The organism is Phycisphaerae bacterium (assembly GCA_035384605.1).
In the GTDB taxonomy this organism is placed as follows: Bacteria; Planctomycetota; Phycisphaerae; order UBA1845; family PWPN01; genus JAUCQB01.
Genome location: DAOOIV010000103.1, coordinates 1 through 17,497, shown reverse-complemented (window position 1 = coordinate 17,497; position 17,497 = coordinate 1). Strand labels below are relative to the sequence as shown.

The following is a 17,497-nucleotide window of genomic DNA, read 5'->3' as shown; positions in this document are numbered from 1 at the left end:
GTCCCAGATGGGAATCTGGGACCAGCGGGTCACAGCCCCGCCAAGTCGCATCGACCAAGCAGGGCGTCGACCTGCCGCCACCTTGACCACTCCCCCGCGCCACACAAACCCAACATCAAGCGCAACCGCAATTCGCCGCCGCTCCGCTCCACCCGCCCTTTCCGGAGCACCCCCCGTGTTCTCCCTCCCGACAACACCGGCGGAGACCCTGCGCGCCGAACGCACGAGCCGACGGACTTCAATCGAATCAATCTCCCGGCGGCCCAAGGAGAGAAGATGATGATCGATACAATCTCGATAACCCCGACACGCGCGACCTGTATGCTCAATATTTACAAGCCTTTATGTGCAGGAGCCGGACGTGCGCACCCCGGCCGACGGCCAACGGCTCGTCGCCGACCACGCAAAACGCCAAATGAACCCAACCTTCAGCATCGCTTCAATCGCCCGGCCGCGCCCGTGCCCCTCGATATCCCTACACCGCCCCCGATACAGACTCATTCTTCCATCCTCCGCTCTCGGCCCGCCTGCCTCCCCGTCGTTTCACGGCAGTCGGGGTTGTCCCCGCGATGAGTCCTGCTCCGGAAGATGCAGATCGAGACCCTCGATCTCTTGTAGTGTTTTACCAGCTATACCCTGCAAATCACCGTACATCCCAACTGTGGCGTACATGACGCGGTCAAGCTGCTCGCGGCGTTTTTCCCACTGCTTGGTGATCGCCCTACGCTCCTTCTCCAGGTCTTCCTGCATGGTGGAAAAGGCCTCGACGATGGCCTGCACGCGGAGGCGAAAGCGCGGGCCGGTCAAATACTGGTAAATCAGTTCCATCTTGGTTTGCTGTCCCTCGCCGGCTTGGCGAGCGGCGGCGACCTCCACGAGAGTCTGGCGCACGGCCATGGCGACCGGAATCGCCGTTCGCGGGTGCGTCACCCAGACGCCGTCAATCATGTCAAACGACTCGATGCCCTTGGGCATCGCCTGGCTCACAATAATGGCGATCTCGGCCTGGGCGGCGCGTTGATCCTCGCGCAGCTTGGGCAGCCAGCCCTCGCTCCAGGCCTTGGTCCGCTTGGACTCCCAGAGGATCGTGCCGCACCGGCCCACGGTGGGCGCGACAACCCGCTGAAGAAGATCGCCGCCGTGTTCGCCCTTGGGCACCGGCTCAAAGACGTCTTGCGGAAACCGGGCCGCGAGAAGAGATTCGAGCTGCAGTTCCTGGACCTCGCCTTGAAGCTGTTGCGAGCCCTGTTCAGCCTTGCGCTTCAGCTCCTCAATCTGCTTCTGCATGGAAGCAATGGTCTGCTCTTTCTCCATCACCTTGAGCCTCAACTGCTCCTCGGCCTCGCGTTTTGCCTGTTCGCGGGTCTTGTCCAATGATTCCTGAACGCGTTTTTCGATGGTGAGTTCCATCTCGCGCTGGGCATCGTCCAGCTCTCGCTGTTTGCGGATCAGCTCGGCTTGGGCCTTCTGGGCCTCGGCCAGTTTCTGGTCGCGCTGCTTGAGGATCTCCTGAAGATCGGCAAGTTCCCTGGCTTTCTGATCCAGGTCGTTCGCCAGGGCGAGCTTGGCCTTCCTGGCTTCTTCGGCGGCGATTCTCGTTCGCTCCTGCTTGAGCTTCTCCAGGACCTGCTGGTCGACCGATTCCTTCTCGCGGGCGAGGGCGCTCTCGCGCTCTTTGATGGCCTGCTCCCGCTTGGCGATTTCCTGATCTTTGCGGGCGAGACGCTGCTCGAATTCACGGCGGGTCGATTCGATCAGCGGGGCGGCCAGAGATTCGGTAAGCCTGATTTCCGTTCGGCAGTTCGGACAGATGATGGTCGGTTCCGTGCTCATTGCGGCTGCTCCTTCCTCCCTGCGTCCATCAGGACGCGAAGGCCGTCGTTGAGCGGGCAGTCTCGTGGTCTGCACCGCGCATGATCGGAGGATTCGGTCGCAGGATTCGCTCTCATTTTCATGACTCCTGAGGCCACGACAACGTGATTATCGCTGGAAGGCATTGCGAACGCGAGGGGAAGCGCGCCGACACGGGTGTTGCCGCCATTTCTCCAACTGACGATCGGCGGCGTCAGCGAATGGTGAAAGAGTACAGGTGGGCGCCTTGCTCGACCTGGAAACGGAGGCGGCCGTGGTTGTCGGGCAGGACGTCGGCCAGCGAGCGGCCGGCAAAACGCACCAGGTGAGCGATGCCGTCGGTCGCCAGGAAGGCGGTGCCTTCGACCTGGCCCTCGGGTGAGAGAGCCTCGACGATGATCGGTCCGTTGCTGTTGACGATCAGCTCGCGGCCTTTGAATTGCAGCGGTCGGGTGGTCAGGGCCAGACCGGTGACCGAGACAAAGCCGTCGGGACGCAGCCGGGCGCGGAAGATGCCGCCGCCGCTGACGCCATCGGGCTGGGACGCGTTCTTCCCGTACGACGAGGCCCCGTAATAGAAGACCAGTTCGTCGCCGATGCGCAGCGGCCCTTGGCTGAAGAGGCTGAGACAGCCGCCGTCGTTGCGGCCGTTGTTGCCGCCCTGGCGACCGGCAGGAATGAAAACTTCGGGCGTGCCGCTCAGATCCTCAAAGACTACCTTGTGCCAGTTCAGGCCGTCGCGGCTGCTGATGAGTTTGATGGCCGCACAGCCGGCCGCCGACCAGGGACAATCATCACGCCCATGCCAGACGACTGATTCGCCCAACCACAGCGGCCCGTAACGCCATGCGGTACAGGCGTAGGACTCGTCGCCGGGCACGCTCCCATCGGCCTCCGCCGCCGATGGCGACGGATCAACGCGGTCCAGTCGCCGAATGTCAGAGGACCCATCGAGTTCGATCGGACCGCTATCGCTCCAGGTCAGTCCGTCCGGCGAGATGTACCGATGGATCTTCGTCGAGGGTAGGGCCTCGCAGAACATCACATACGACTTGAGACGCGGGTCGAACAGGATCGAGCCCTTGGCAACGAGGGCTCTCTCTCCTTCGGGCGGCGCGATGACCGGAGTCTGGCCGCCGTTGTCCTTGACCGGCCGGTGAAGCATGCGCATGAGACTCAAGGACGAATCCAGGATCCAGTCGTCGACGAACAACTGCGGCTCACCCGGTTCGATCACCACCGGCTCCTTGGGCCGGCCTTGTTCGAGATAAGTCTTGTCGGCTTTGGAGCGGGCACGGCGCGAAATGGTCTCCCAGGGCACAACGTTGCAGCGCCGGGCCCATGCCTCGTAGCGATCCGCCAGTTCGCGGACCTTGTCAGGCATTCTGTCAGCCAGGTTGTGGAGTTCCGTGCGGTCCAGTTCCAGGTCGTACAACTCCCACGGGTCGGGAAAGTAAGAGACAAGCTTCCATCGGCCGCAGCGCACGGCGCGATGGCCTTCGTGCTCCCACGCCAGCAGTTCGTGACCTTCACGCTGGTGGCCCCGCAACACGGGCAGCAGGCTTAAGCCGTCGGCGGGACGGATGTCGCGGCCCTGGAAGAATTTCGGATATTCAGCACCCGCTGCGTCGAGAACCGTCGGCAACAGGTCGATCACGTGTCCGACCTCGTGGGTGATTTCTCCGCCTCGGGTGATGACCGACGGCCAGTAGGCGATCAGCGGGGTGGCGATGCCCCCTTCGTGCGCCATGCGCTTGAAGCGGCGGAAGGGCGTGTCGCTGAGGTTGGCCCAGGGCGGGCCGTAGCCGATCGACGAGTCGATCGTCCCGATGGGCGCGCCGGGCTTGCCCTCATCAAGGTTCTCGGCGCAGCCGCCGTTGTCGGAGAGGAAAAGAATAAGGGTGTTCTTCTCGATGCCGCGGACGCGAACCTTCTCGACGATGCGGCCGACGCCATGGTCCATGCGGTCGATCTGGGCGGCGAAGACCGACATCTTGAGATCCTCGCGATCCTTGTCGCAGACGTCGTCCCATGCGGCGGCGCCCGGATCGCGCGGCGAGAGCGACCAGCGGGAATCGATGATGCCTAACTCGATCATCCGATGGTAGCGGCGCTGGCGGAGCTCGTCCCAGCCCGCCCGGTAGGTGCCGCGATATCTGGCGATGTCCTCCGGCCGGGCATGCAGCGGCGCGTGCGGGGCGGTGTAGGCGACGTACAAGAAGAACGGCTTGTCGCGCCCGGCGTATTGATCGATGTACTCGACGGCACGCTCGGTGATGGCGTCGGTCATGTAGAAGCTCGGATCGACGGGCTCGATCCGGCGGTCGTCAAGCATGAGCATACGGTGCGGCTCAGGCCGGAAGTAATTGCAGGCCCCGCTCAGGATGCCAAAGTAGTGCTCGAAACCGCGGACCAGCGGACGATGCTCGGGAGCCATACCGACGTGCCACTTGCCCGACATCAGCGCGTGGTAACCGCTTTGTCGGAGAACCTCGGCGATGGTGACGCAGCGATCGGAAAGACCGGTCTGATAGCCGGGAAGCTGGTAGTCAGCGCACATGTGGCCGACTCCGACCGCGTGGGGATACTGACCCGTGAGCAGGGCGGCACGAGACGGGCAGCAGCGGGCAGCGTTGTAGAACTGCGTGAATCGCATCCCCCCGGCGGCCAAGGCGTCGAGATTGGGCGTGGCGATTTCCGAGCCGTAGCAGCCAAGATCTGAGAAGCCCAGATCGTCGGCCAGGATCAGGATGATGTTCGGCCGTTGCGGCGCCGGGGCTTGGTCGGCCGCGGACGGCGACACGCCCGTAATGCACAATGGCAGACAACAAGAAAGCAGGAAACGTTGCAGGGTATCGCCCTTCATAGAGCCTATTCTCCAGAGTTCAGGCAGAGATCGCAACGCCGTGTCCAAAGGAGCCCGGCAACCACATGGCCAAGCTCCGCTCATCGCCTGCGGAACGGTGGCAAACGGATTACGGAGACGGGGTCTTCAAGACGTAGATCCTGACGTAGTCGTATTCGCAGCGCTGGGTGTGGGCCATCTGGCGCAGACCGATCCAACCCGAGTGCGCGTGAATCGGACCATACGTCTTGCCATCGTCGTCATAAGAGAGCGAAAGCACGTCGTCGATCGTGAGCCTGATCTGGCCGCCGCGTTTGTAAATGCGAACCACCTGGAAGGCATCTTGCGGTGCCGGAGTGACAAGATCCTTCCCAATGGCTGCCAGGCGGAAGCCCCTGTTCTTTCGAAGGTTCGAGGTGCCACGACCACCCGACCAGTACGAGATGTGGTAGTTGTTGAGATCGCCGCTGTGGTATTGGCTGAAAGTCCCGTTCCGAGGTTTGATCGGCGGCTCGAAAATGTTTTCGCCGTTGCACCCGCGTGCGTTGAAGAAAACGATGTTCAGACCTCGGTTGCGGTTCTCCGGACGCACAGCGAACTCCAGCAGAAAATCGGCGGGCACTTCGCGATCGAGCCAGCAGACCAGATGATTCGCGGCCGATTCTGAGCGGGTCGATTCCCCGTTGCTCTCGAGGACAAGCTTTCCATTCGCCGCAGTCATGCTCCGGCCGCCTTCGAGGCGCCAATCCTTCAGTTCTGAGGGGTCTTCAAACGACGTACTGTAAAGAGGATGTTCCCAGTCCACGTCGACGGGGATGAACTTCTCTCCGGTGAACCTCACCCCCTCATCCGTGTAGGGTGTGTGTCCTGCGGCCTCACAATGGGCTTTAATCGACTCCTCGCTGATCGGTTCTTCATACAGACCGACGGCGCTGACGATGAGGCCCGGCCCTCCGACGGTCAGCGTCACATCGCGGCCGGCCGCTCGGAACTGGCCCGGGTAGTTGAACGGAGACGCGTTCTCCTGCCGCACGCCGTCGAGGAAGAACTCATTGCGGCTCGCATCAGCGGTGTTCCAGGTCCAAGTCGCAAGGTACCATCGATCGGCCTTCAGGTGCGTCAGCAGTGTCTGAAAGACGTAGGGTCGACTCTCGCCGGTCTGCGGGGTGCCGGTCATCACGGAGCCCCAGCGGGTGTCAAGCGTCACCGACGGGTCGGTGCAGAGAAGCTGGACATTGACCGCGTCGCTTTCCAGCAGGCTCAGCGTCGGGCCGGCTCCTCGCAGAAGCTTGTCGGGCTTGAACCACATGACAAGGGTTCCGCGATCATCGAGCAGCGAGGCCGGGAGCGTGGCCGAAAAGGATTGCGATGTGGCCGGCGAGCCGTCGGGAGCCCTGGAATCGCCCGGCGACGGAGGAGAAAACAGATGCGGCCGCGGGCTTGGCGCAGGTGCTTGACCGGAGGGTCGAGTCTTCCCTTGGAACGTGCTTGGCGCGGTCGCGGGTGCCGAGTTGGGCACTACTGCGCCGACAGAGGCCCGCCAGCGGGCGAGCTGGGCACGGAGTTGCGCCGCTTTCTCAGGCATCCTGTGGGCCAGGTTTTCCCTCTCGCGAAGGTCGGTCTTCAGGTCGTACAGTTCGACCTTTCCGTTGTCGAAGAACTCGATGAGCTTGTAGTTGCCTTGGCGGATCGCCCCCGCGGACATTCCGCCGAGGAAGTGCGGCCGGTCGAGCGGGTAGTGCCAATACAACGAATCTCTCTGCAATGTCCGATCGCCGTCGAGCAACCCGACGATGCTTTCGCCGTCGATCATGCGGTTCGGTCGATTCTTCAGGCCCGCCATCTCGATGAGCGTGGGGTACAGATCAGGCGTGATTACCGGCACGTTGCAGGTTTTGCCCGCGCGGCGCGAGCCGGGGCGATAGATGATCAGCGGCACACGTATGCCGCCCTCGTACAACTGCGACTTGCCGCCGCGAAGAGGAGCATTTGAAGTGACGCGGCGTTCGCCGCCGTTGTCGGAGGCGAAGATGAGTACCGTTCGGTCGGCGATTCCGAGCTCATCGAGCGCGGAGGTGATGTTGCCGACGCCCTCGTCGATACTCGCCAGCATGGCCGCCAGGACGGGGTTGTTCCGGGTCTTGCCCACACCGCGCTTGGCCGCGAAGTGCTCGATCATTTCCGGTTTGGCGGCTAGCACCGTATGCACCGAGTAATGCGAGAGATACAGGAAGAACGGCCTGTCCTTGTGCCGTCGGATGAAATCGACTGCCTCGCGATTGAGTCGGTCGGTCAGGTATTCACCTCTCGGACCCGTCACCTCGGGCATGAACAGGTAGGGAGCAAAGTAGCTCCCGGCGCCGATGTAACGGGTTTCCGAGCATATCACCTCGTCAAATCCGTGCAGCGAGGGTTCGCCCCGCTTGAGCCGGTAGTCCCCGGTGAGGTGCCACTTGCCAAGCAGGCCCGTGGCGTAGCCTGCGTCACGAAGGGCCTCGGCCAGCGTGTGATACTCCGGCGAAAGGAATCGCTCGTCGTCTGCCCGCAAGTAGTCGGTGATACCGACGCGAGCCGGGTATTGGCCGGTCATCAACGCCGCCCGGGTTGGCGAGCACACCGGTGCGGCCGCGTAGGCGTTGGTGAACTGCACGCCGCGATTGGCCAGCCGGTCAAGATGGGGCGTTTCGTTGAAACGGTTGCCGTAGCAGCCCAGCTCCGCCCAGCCGAGGTCATCCACGAGGATCAGCACAAAGTTCGGGCGAGCCGTTGGCGTGACGAGGTCGGCCCTCCGCGACGGCGAGGCACACGAAAGCGCCGAAAGGCCCGTCGCCACGCAGACGACCAGGAGACCGGCGCGCCGCGAATCCCGCCCTCGCGATGCGGCGATGCGCTTGCAACAGCGGACGAGCGGCATCTTCAGAGACAACGCGATTGTCTGCATCGATCTACTCCTCCAGCCGGTGAACCGCCATTTACTGTCATCATGATCACCGCCGGGGCCGTTTTCGGCGCGTCGGGTGAACGCATTGGCCGGCGGACCCCCAACACCGCCCGACGCGCGGCCGTTTCCCCAGGTCGCCGGCAGCCGTTTCACGCAACCACCGGTCAGCTCCGCGAACGAAGCATCTGTCTGAGCTTCGCAGCCATGTCGGCATAGGCCGGATCGTTCGCCAGATTGCGGTACTCCTTGGGGTCGTTCTGATGATCGTACAGCTCGGTGCCCTGCCGGCCTTCATCCCATTCGGTATAACGCCAGCGCTCCGTTCGCAGACTGCGGCCCATGAAGCCCCGCTGTCCTGATTGGGCGGCGGCAGTGGTTCCGAGGCGGGTCCCTCGCGAAACCTGGGTGAGCGCGGGCTTGGACCAGCTTGCCTGCGGGTCGTTGAGCAAGGGCACCAGGCTCGCACCCTCGGCTCCCTTGGGATCGATTCCGCAGAGGGCGGCCAGGGTCGGGTAGACGTCCACCAACTCGACCGTGCGGGGGCATGCTTTGCCCTTGCCCTTGGTTCCGGGGGCCGCAATGATCAGCGGCACTCGCGCGGATTCCTCGAACAGGCTCATTTTCTGCCACTGCCCGTGCTCGCCGAGCAACCAGCCGTGGTCGCCCAAGAGCAAGACAACGGTGTTGTCGGCAAGCTCAAAGCGGACCAGCGCGTCCATCAATCTGCCCACCTGGGCATCGACGAAGGACACGCAGGCGTGATAGGCCTGAAGGAAGTTCTTGAGCTGACCCTCCGTCAGGCCGTAGTTCGGCGGCCTGACCTGGAGGGCGGCTTCGGGAATCAACGCAAGGTGATCCGCTGGCTCCTGCGGAAGCGACAGTGTCGGAAGCGGATGCTGCCGGAAATAGGCTTTCGGCGCGATGCAGGGAACATGCGGCCTGAAAAAACCGCAGGCGATGAAGAACGGCCGATTCTTGTTCTCCTCCATCAGCCGAATCACCTCGCCGGTGATCTTGCCGTCGGTCTGCTCTTCGTCCGTCCCTTCGGCGGCGAGAAAGGAGATGGCGGCCCCCAGCGAGCCTTTTGGGCCGGTGTATTGGATCACTTCGTCTTCGTCATCCTTGTCGCGTCCACGGGGGTTGATTCGCAGATTCCACGAGGGCGCATCGTCCAGACCGTCGGTTCCGATCTGACCGGGCACGCCGTAGTGATAGATCTTTCCCACGCGGGCGGCAAAGTATCCGACCTGCTGAAACAACTGCGGCAGCGTGAGCACGTCCGGCAGGTTCTCGCGAAAGTGCGTGCGATTCTCCAGTACCCCCGTCGTGTCCGGCCGCCTGCCGGTCATGAACGAAGCCCGGCTCGGATTGCATAGTGGATACTGGCAGTATGCCCGATCAAAACGCACGCCCTGTGCGGCCAGCCGATCGATGTTCGGGGTGATCGCGACCGGGCAGCCATAGCAGCCCAGCGAGTTGTTGAGGTCATCCGAGATGATCAGCAACACGTTCGGGCGGCGGGTGGCTCCGGCATCCGCGGGACGCTGAGCCCCGACGGCTTTGTCCGCCGCCGCGTCCGGGATGCCGTTGCCGGTACCCGCCAGTTGCGAGCACGCAGACTGAAGAACAATTCCGCAGGTCCAGAGGGTATAGGCAACGGTGGTCAGGTGATGGCTCATCTTCATCTCCTTGTGTTTGAAGTGCCGTGTGGGTTGAGATCCCAAGGCCGACCGCCTTTGTGCGGGCCGCAACTCAAGCGCACTGTCATCCGGAAACAGGCGCGCAATCTGCACACGCGTCTGGCCGTAAGGTTCTCATTCCTCTCCTCCTTGAGGACCAGTGTAGAGGGAAGATAACAACGGCGGCAACCCATTGCGAGAGCGATCAACAGCCGCCGTGACCGGCGTGGATAGCACTGTTGGCCGGCTGCACGGATTGGAAGGATCAGGTGCGTCGTCTCACTTCCCCTGGGTCGACGGCCGGTCCAGGGGGTGATGTCGCCATTTCGGTGGGGCTTGAAGCCGGCCGGCGGCTGCACTGCGGGCGGCATCGCTCCAGGAAGCTCAAAGCTTCATAACGCGAGCCACATCGGCGATCGGGTCGGTAGTGTAACCTTTCCCCTGCGGCGGCTCGGCATCTTTGTCCCAGTCCGGCTCGCCTTCGCGCATGAGCGCCCCATAATCGGCCGCTCCCTTGTACAGGCGGCGAAATACGGTGAAGCCTCACGAGAGCATGTGCCGGATCGGCTTGAGCTGTCCAAGGTGACATTTCCAAAAGCCCCCTGCTCCGGTAACCGGCGATCGCCAGAAGCTCAGGCAAGGTCTGGAGGTCGAGCAGCAGGCCGTATCGGTGCGGCCAACGGCCACGGTCTCGCATCCGTCCGATAAAACGCTTCTTTGCGTCCCGGACCGTCCTGCAAACCTTTCCACAGGGTTGGCAAGCGGTCTTTCCCGAGAGTATCAGCAGGGACCAAGCTCCTACGGACCTCCTCAACTCAGTATTCAGGCGCGCTCTGATGGACCCGATATCTTCTAGGGGGCGGGCGCGCGGAGCGAATCGGGAAAGCGCCTTCCTCCGAAATCCGACATGCCGCGTTTGTCAGGCCGTTGGAACGAATCGTACGCTTGAAACAGTGGCGGGCGACCCAAGGCGGGACATGGATAACGCATACTCCAGCTCGGAATCCAGCCGGACCGCAACGACAGCGCGCCCGAGATGGCGAACGCTCGTTCGCAGCCTGCGATTCAAGGCGTCCGTTCTTGTCATTTTGATTCTCGCCGTCGTGACGAGTATCAGCTCGACGCTGACCACCCAGGTGCTGGGGCAGGTCTTCTACGAGAATGAATACGCCCGGACCCGTGAGTGGGCTCAGTCACTGGCCATCAGTACGGCCGAGGCAATTCAGGCGCGAGACGCGGAGTCTCTCGGCCTTACCGTTCAGGATCTGATCAAGAGCAACTCCGTTGCGTACGTGGTGTTTTCGGATGCCGCCGGCGAGGTGCTGGTGTCGGGAGAAGTGAAAGCCGGTCTTCTGCAATCAGTAGTTTCCGCTGACGGCCAGACCCTCAGTCTCAAGACCATGAACGTACCCCGACTGGTGTGGAACAAGGAGCTGGGGTTGGCCTGTTCCGAGGTGAGCGTGCCCGTGCTTTCGAAAAGCACCATCCGGCCGACGGGAACGTCCGGTCGAGCCATTGTCGGATATCTGCACCTGGCGGTGGACGTGACCGCTACCAAGAAACAACTTGAACTGGTGAACCGGCGCGTCCGTCAGATCGCGATGGTGATGCTGCTGCTGACGGTGCCATGCAGCGTTCTCGTGGCCCGGCGGGTGGTCGCCCCTCTCAAAGAACTCTCCGAGACGGCCTGCGCGATCGCCAGAGGGTCGACCGATGCACGGGCACACATCAACACCGAAGATGAGATCGGTGACCTGGCTCAGTCGTTCAATACCATGGCCGATCGGCTGACGAAATCTCAGATGGAGTTGCTGGAGCTCAACGCGGAGCTGGAGGAGCGAGTCGAGCAGCGAACGCGTGAGCTGCAGGAACTGGCCGCCCGGGACCCGCTCACCGGGCTGTACAACCGTCGTCATTTCAGCGAGGTGATTGCCCGCGAGTATGCCGCGGCGGAACGCTACGACGCCGATCTGACGTGTCTGATGGTTGACCTCGACCGCTTCAAGGAAACCAACGACCGGTTTGGCCATCGGACCGGCGACGAGGTACTGGCGATCATGGCGCACGTGATCAGCACGGAGCTTCGTGGCTCGGACGTGGCGGCGCGTTTCGGGGGCGACGAGTACATCATTCTTTTGCCGCAGACCTCCGCCGCTTCGGCGACGGTGCTGGTGGACCGTATCACCAACCGCTTCAAGGAGGAGGTTACCCGCAAGTTTCCCGACGCGCCCGTCGGTGTGAGCATCGGTGTCGCCAGCCTCCGAACCACGCGCGCCGCCTCGGCCGAAGCCCTGATTCACGAGGCGGACGTGGCCCTGTACTCGGTGAAGGCATCTCGCAAATCCGGTGCGCTTCGCGACAAACGGCCGCGACCTGCCCGTTCCCGCACCTGAGGCCTGCTTCCTCGACACAGCGTGGGTGCAGCACCTCATTCCGATTCCTTGTAGGTGCTGCAGATCAGTGCGTCCCTGATCGCAGCCGCCAGCTCTTCGGCATGCTGCGAGCCGATCAGCAGCCGTCGGCCGCCTGCCAGCACCAACTGGACGCCTCGGTTGCCGCTGATGTTGTAGGCCTTTCCACCACGGCCCCAGCGGATGCCCCACCCGCCGAACTCCCGGATAGGTCGGTAGGTTCTCGGCCAACATTCCGTGATTTCGTCAAATCGGATGTGCCGCCACCCCAACGGCCAAAAGCGAACGTAAAGCCCGTCGCCTCGGACCTCGGTGATCAGTCTTGTTGCATACAAGAGCCAGGCAAAGATCAGGGTGACCAGTAGCGGTACCGCAAATGCCGCGATCAGGGCGATGCTGTTCCAGGTCAAGTGCCCCGCGGGAGACGCCAATAGCAATTGTCGGAACAGGACATAGCCGAGAATGATCGCCATGCTTGCCGGCCATGCCAAGACCATGGCCCACAGCCAGACTTGGCGGAATTGCTGGACCTCTGTGAAGATAACCTCAGGTGAACGGCTGCCGGGCATGATATCGAACTCCGTGAGCTTTCGTCGGCTCGTACCGCGCTTCCACATGCCGCGGATTGTACCTCTTGTCTGATCATGACGCGATCACGATAGCCGGATCGAAGTGCAGAGGGATCGGCCAAGTTCCGGGATGTCCTTCGGAACCGTGAAGCTCCCCGCGGTTGAGAAACTGTCCCGCAACCCGTGTGGAACCGGCTTCCGGCCCGTCGGCTTTCGGGGTTTGCAAATAGGCTCTGGACAACGGACCAAGGGCACGCCGGGCCGCAAAGGGCACTTAGCGCGTGAGGGGCGCTCCCTTTCGGCTCTGCCAGTGGGCCGCGCCGGAGAGGTTTGGTTGACTCGGCAGACCGGGGTCGCGGTTCGGAAAGAAGTCCGTAATGATACCGGGGCGCAGGAGCTGTCGCAGAACAGTCTCAGCCGCCCTTTTTTCGCAGTATGTGGAGATACCCGCGCCGATAGTGTAAAATGGGTTTCTGCCCGAAGGGGCGAAAATGCGGAGGAACCATGACCAGGCAACAAACTGAAACGGAACGGGCTCTTTGTTCACGGCGTCTGTTGCTGGCTTCCGCGATACTCCTGAGCATTCCAACGGGCCGATTGGTGGCGGCCGATTCGGCCTATCTGTACGGCATCCACTGGTGGGGCTATACGCCGGGACAAGCGGTCGACACGGGACCTGCGGCAATGCTCGACTGTCCGGCGTTCGGCGGATGGGACGTTGAGACGATCGTCACCCATTCGGCGAACTGGTGGCAGGCTTCCTTCTTCACGGGGTTGTACCAGGATCTCTACACGAACAAAAACGTCACCGTTATCACTCGCATCGACTACAACTGGGGCGAGACGGTCCCTTCGCCGACCAACCCCGATTACGCGAGTTGGCCGACCAGCGTGGTCAACACCGTCAACACGCTCCGCAACTACTGCCACATCTGGCTGATCGGCAACGAGCCCAACATCGTCAGCGAGGGCAATAGCTGGCCCGACAACCACGTCACGCCTGCCGGCTACGCCGCGATCTACCGCAACGTGCGAAATGCCATTCACAGCTCGGCTCAAGCCAGCCCGGCCGGGGAGCACGTTGTGCTGATCGCCGCCCCCAGCCCGGGCGGCGTCATCGCCGGTGTCCGTTGGATGGACGGCAACCAGTGGCTCGGGCAAGTCATTGATAACATCCCGGCCGCCGAGATTGACGGTATCGCTCTCCATGCCTACGGAGGCAGCCTGACGGACTTCCACAACAGTTACGTCTCACAACTGAACCTGATCGACGGCAAGGGGCTTCAGGATCGGCCGGTCTACATCACCGAGTGGAACAAGGTTTCGACCGAGCCGGTCATCGCTCAGTTCGTTCGCGACTGTTATGCGGATCTCAATACCTGGAACCAGACGCCCGGCAAGCACAACATCCGCTGCCTGTGCTGGTTCATATATGATTGGGGGCAGCAGAATACGAATCCGGATTTTCAGAATATGTCGATCGAGTACTGGAAGAATAACGGCGAGCCGGCGGGCAGCCCCAACGACCTGTACACCGCGTTCCAGCAAACCGTCGACCTTCGCTACCCTGCCGGTCTGGTCGGCACTCGGCCGATGGGTCGTTCTATCGGCCGATCCCCCGAAAGCTTTGCTCGCGAGGTTTACTATCGCGACGAATTGGCGAACGACACCTTTGAAGTGTGGAATGCCGGAACCGACACGCTCAACTACGCCATCACCGACGACGCGACGTGGCTCAACGTCAACCCGACCGCCGGGTCGTCGACCGGCGAGCACGATACGATCACGATCCTCTATGACACAGAGCACCTCGCAATCGGATCTTACCTGGCGACGATCGCGATCAGCGACCCGGCGGCCTCGCCGCCGACTGCCATCGTGACCGTCTCGCTCAGCGTTGTCGACTCCCCGTATGCTCCAGCCGACTTCAACCGCGACAGGTTCGTCGATGAGACTGATTTGGACCTCTTTTTGGATTGCTTGACCGGTCCGAATGCCGGTCCGCCGGCCACCGGGTGCAAACGCACCGACATCGATTGGGACGGCGACGTTGACCAGGATGATTTCGGCCTTCTCCAGCGGTGCATCAGTGGCACTGGCAGCCCGGCAGATCCCGACTGTGCCGACTGACAGTACGGCCTAATTGTTGTCGTTGGTCGTCCTCGAGGTCGTCGGGACAACGGACGAATTTCCTCGACGAGCGAGGGCCGCCTGGAGCTTGGTACGAACATCCGGTGCCGCTTCATCAAGCAGCTTGGCGATGGCGGCTGTGGACGCTTGGCCCCGCATGTGATGGAGGGCGTTCTCGGCAGCGTCACGGGTGGGTCCCGCCGGGCCGGAAAGCAGCCTCACCAGCTCCCGTACGCCTGCGGAAATCCCGGCGTCTCGAATGGCCCTGATGGCGGCCAGTCGCACGGACTCGTCAGCATCGCCGATAGCGTCGATGATTGTTCCGGCGGCGGTGTCATTCATCCAGCGGCCGCGACGGCCGAGAATCTCGATCAGGTCGGCTTTCAGCGGCCCTGCGGCCTGAGTCATCTGCTCGGCCACGGCCGTGGTCAGGTCGTTGCCCGGAAGCAACTCGCACGCCTGAACGGCGGCCGCACGAACGCGCACGTTGTCATCCTTCAGGCCGCCAAAAACGATGCCGACCGCTTCCTTCGTGGCCAGTCGACCACACGCATGCACCAGACGACAACGCTCCGGAACGCTCAGCGATGACGCGTCGGGCAGGATCTTGAAGACGTATTCCGCAGGCTGGAACATCTCGGCGTCCATCAGCGTCTCCATGAGACGAATCAGGGCCGACGCGGAACCAGGTCTGCCGCTCTTGAAGGCTTGGGCTAGTACATCGAACGACTCGGCAGATGGCAGCATTGCCAGAGCGTCCATCACGGCGCGGGCGGTCGCCGGATCGCCCTCGATAGCGCCGCCGGCGATATACGAGGCGGCCGCAGGGTCGCCCCGCAAGGCAAGCGAGGCAATGACGCCCAACCTGGTTTCACCGGTCGTGATCTGGACGGCACCCATGAGGCACTGGCCTGCCCTGCGATTCGGGATTCGGGCCAGCGATTGTCGGGCGGTCTCGGCCAGTTCCGGAGTGTTTAGCGCAATGTACAGCGCATCGACGGAGGCGTTTTCCGCCGCGATGAAACCCAGCAACGCACAGATATGCCGCCTGGTCTCAATCGGGTGGTTGGCCTTCAGTTCACGCACCAGGGCTCGTTCAACATCGCCGCCGTTATTGGTGCCCGCGCAGACCTGCACCATGCGAAACAGGGTCTCATAAGCCATTTTACCGGCGGTCGGGTTCTCGGCGGTTCGTCCGAGCAATCGTATCAGCGTTGGCACGGCCGGCGCCCCGACCGCAACCAGATCATGTAACGCCTTTGTCTGGACGTCGGGATCGTTCGTTCCTAGAGCGATGATGCGCCCGTCGTCGGCCGGAAGACTCTGTCCCATGGCCGGGGAGACGGCCAGGAACACTCCGACGAGCCCTGCAGCAATCGAGATTCTCATGTACACGTTGCTCCTGCGATGGAGTGGGCGTGCGATGCGCTCCTCGTTACGTCACGCGAACCAGGGGGCACGATAGGGCTTGTCAAGCCAGCGGTCCAGGGCGGGATCATTGATGATTATCTCTTTCTCCGGATCCCATTGAATCGTTCGCCCGGTGCGAATGGCGATGTTGCCCAGGTGACAGACGGTCACCGATCGACAACCGATTTCGACGTCGCAGATGGGACGCTTGCGCGTACGGACGCAGTTCAGGAAGTCACGCTCGTGGCCGAGGGCATCTTCGCCCGGCGAACGGTAGAGATGCACGTCTCCGGGGCCAAGAGGGTCGTTGAGAATCGCCGGATCGCCGGCTTCAATCCACCCTCTGCCGACCTCGATCCAGCCGTCGGTGCCTTGGAAGCGGACACCGTTGCGCCCGTGGCTTACGGTTTCGAGCACAACGCCGTTGGCATAAGTGTGCCGGACATGAAAGCTGACTGCGGTCTCAAACAGCCCGCGGGTCGGGAAGGCCGCGGAGACCGGCTCGGTCTTGACCGGGCCGCTGTTGTCCATGCCCAGGCCCCACTGGGCGATGTCGTTGTGGTGGGCTCCCCAGTCAGTCATCTTGCCGCCGGAGTAGTCGTAGAACCACCGGAAATCCGAGATGCAGCGCTTTGGCGTGTATTCCGCCCACGGGGCCGGACCGAGCCAGAAGTTCCAATCCAGGCCCGGCGGCGGGGGCACATTGGGTTCCCAATCGCAGACCGGCCCGCCGCCGATCGTGGCCCGCACTAACCCCACCTTGCCGATACGGCCGCTGCGAACCAGCTCGCAGGCCAGCCGGAAGTTGCTGCACGACCGCTGCTGGCTGCCGACCTGGAAGACGGTGGCGTTACGGCGGGCGGCGTCAACCATGCGGCGGGCCTCGCGGATGGTGTATGAGAGCGGTTTTTCGCAGTAGACGTCTTTGCCCGCCTCGCAAGCGTGGATGGCAGTGAGGGCGTGCCAGTGATCGGGCGTGGCAATCAGCACGGCATCAACGTCCTTGCGAGCCAGCAACTCGCGATAGTCGTTGTACGCGGGAATGTCCTTGCCGTAGGCCTCCCGAACCATCTTCATGGCCTCGTTGCGGCTCTGGTCAAAGACGTCCGCGATGGCCACCACTTGGACGTCTGGAAACTGAAGGAAGTTGCCAAGGTGCCCCCGTCCCATGCCGCCGACGCCGATGAAGCCCATGCCGATGCGGTCGTTGGCCGGTCTTGTTTCGGCGCCGCCGCGAGCCCGGCCGGTGAGCACGTATGGGCTCATCGCCGTGGCGGTCAAGATGCGTGCTCCTTGTCCAAGCAGTCTTCGTCTCGATATGGGCAGATGTTCGCTCATGCCGGTTCCTCTGCGGCTTCGCCGAATTGCCTCGTCGAACGGGCCCTTGCGGCCGACGTCCGGCCGCGCCCATACGCAAGGTTATACCATAACCTGGCGAGTGAAAGCACGTCCGACGGCTTCCCAAATGGGTGGACATCGCTTAGTCTGCGCCATCGCGAAGCTTGTTGTTTGAGCGGACGCGTGTGAGTGTGCTGACAGTGAGACTTCTTGGCCATGAACAGAGCGATTTTGAAGACGTCGTGTCTTGGTGTGCTGCTTGGCAGTCCCGTAACCGTTCAGACCCCATCGGTCCGATCTGCCGGTAGCATACCCCCCTTCAA

9 protein-coding genes are annotated in these 17,497 nt (G+C 62.6%); 2 read left to right on the top strand and 7 right to left on the bottom strand.

Going from position 1 to position 17,497, the window contains the following annotated elements:
* Positions 1 to 543: 543 nt before the first annotated feature.
* The 4 genes from PLL20_17615 to PLL20_17600 all read right to left on the bottom strand — a co-directional run bounded on the left by PLL20_17615 (position 544) and on the right by PLL20_17600 (position 9,316).
* Positions 544 to 1,833, bottom strand: a complete 1,290-nt coding sequence (locus PLL20_17615) for a DUF2130 domain-containing protein (GenBank protein ID HPD31813.1) — start codon at positions 1,831 to 1,833, stop codon at positions 544 to 546.
* A gap of 232 nt (positions 1,834 to 2,065) precedes the next feature.
* Positions 2,066 to 4,717: an arylsulfatase gene (locus PLL20_17610; protein HPD31812.1), complete on the bottom strand. Its 2,652-nt coding sequence runs from the start codon at positions 4,715 to 4,717 to the stop codon at positions 2,066 to 2,068.
* A gap of 109 nt (positions 4,718 to 4,826) precedes the next feature.
* Complete coding sequence (locus tag PLL20_17605; GenBank protein ID HPD31811.1) at positions 4,827 to 7,637, bottom strand: DUF1961 family protein; 2,811 nt, start codon at positions 7,635 to 7,637, stop codon at positions 4,827 to 4,829.
* A gap of 164 nt (positions 7,638 to 7,801) precedes the next feature.
* Complete coding sequence (locus PLL20_17600) at positions 7,802 to 9,316, bottom strand: sulfatase (protein HPD31810.1); 1,515 nt, start codon at positions 9,314 to 9,316, stop codon at positions 7,802 to 7,804.
* A gap of 977 nt (positions 9,317 to 10,293) precedes the next feature.
* Here PLL20_17600 and PLL20_17595 point away from each other — a divergent pair.
* The gene (locus PLL20_17595; GenBank protein HPD31809.1) at positions 10,294 to 11,709 is read left to right on the top strand and encodes a diguanylate cyclase; all 1,416 of its coding nucleotides are present in this window, start codon (positions 10,294 to 10,296) and stop codon (positions 11,707 to 11,709) included.
* A 35-nt stretch (positions 11,710 to 11,744) separates the two neighbouring features.
* On the opposite strand, the gene PLL20_17590 is transcribed toward PLL20_17595, so the two are convergent.
* Positions 11,745 to 12,296, bottom strand: coding sequence for a DUF6141 family protein (locus PLL20_17590; GenBank protein ID HPD31808.1), 552 nt, complete (start codon positions 12,294 to 12,296; stop codon positions 11,745 to 11,747).
* Between the two features lie 504 nt (positions 12,297 to 12,800).
* Between PLL20_17590 and PLL20_17585 the strand changes: the two genes are divergently transcribed.
* Positions 12,801 to 14,426: a hypothetical protein gene (locus PLL20_17585; protein HPD31807.1), complete on the top strand. Its 1,626-nt coding sequence runs from the start codon at positions 12,801 to 12,803 to the stop codon at positions 14,424 to 14,426.
* Positions 14,427 to 14,435: 9 nt separating this feature from the next.
* Here PLL20_17585 and PLL20_17580 read toward each other — a convergent pair whose 3' ends face one another.
* Positions 14,436 to 15,815, bottom strand: coding sequence for a hypothetical protein (locus PLL20_17580; GenBank protein HPD31806.1), 1,380 nt, complete (start codon positions 15,813 to 15,815; stop codon positions 14,436 to 14,438).
* Positions 15,816 to 15,866: 51 nt separating this feature from the next.
* The gene (locus tag PLL20_17575) at positions 15,867 to 17,174 is read right to left on the bottom strand and encodes a Gfo/Idh/MocA family oxidoreductase (protein HPD31805.1); all 1,308 of its coding nucleotides are present in this window, start codon (positions 17,172 to 17,174) and stop codon (positions 15,867 to 15,869) included.
* Positions 17,175 to 17,497: the final 323 nt, after the last annotated feature.

Bases quoted from the DNA above. Each gene is read 5' to 3' on its own strand.
- PLL20_17615 (HPD31813.1), bottom strand. From the start codon at position 1,833: ATGAGCACGGAACCGACCATCATCTGTCCGAACTGCCGAACGGAAATC.
- PLL20_17610 (HPD31812.1), bottom strand. From the start codon at position 4,717: ATGAAGGGCGATACCCTGCAACGTTTCCTGCTTTCTTGTTGTCTGCCA.
- PLL20_17605 (HPD31811.1), bottom strand. From the start codon at position 7,637: ATGCAGACAATCGCGTTGTCTCTGAAGATGCCGCTCGTCCGCTGTTGC.
- PLL20_17600 (HPD31810.1), bottom strand. From the start codon at position 9,316: ATGAGCCATCACCTGACCACCGTTGCCTATACCCTCTGGACCTGCGGA.
- PLL20_17595 (HPD31809.1), top strand. From the start codon at position 10,294: ATGGATAACGCATACTCCAGCTCGGAATCCAGCCGGACCGCAACGACA.
- PLL20_17590 (HPD31808.1), bottom strand. From the start codon at position 12,296: ATGCCCGGCAGCCGTTCACCTGAGGTTATCTTCACAGAGGTCCAGCAA.
- PLL20_17585 (HPD31807.1), top strand. From the start codon at position 12,801: ATGACCAGGCAACAAACTGAAACGGAACGGGCTCTTTGTTCACGGCGT.
- PLL20_17580 (HPD31806.1), bottom strand. From the start codon at position 15,815: ATGAGAATCTCGATTGCTGCAGGGCTCGTCGGAGTGTTCCTGGCCGTC.
- PLL20_17575 (HPD31805.1), bottom strand. From the start codon at position 17,174: ATGAGCGAACATCTGCCCATATCGAGACGAAGACTGCTTGGACAAGGA.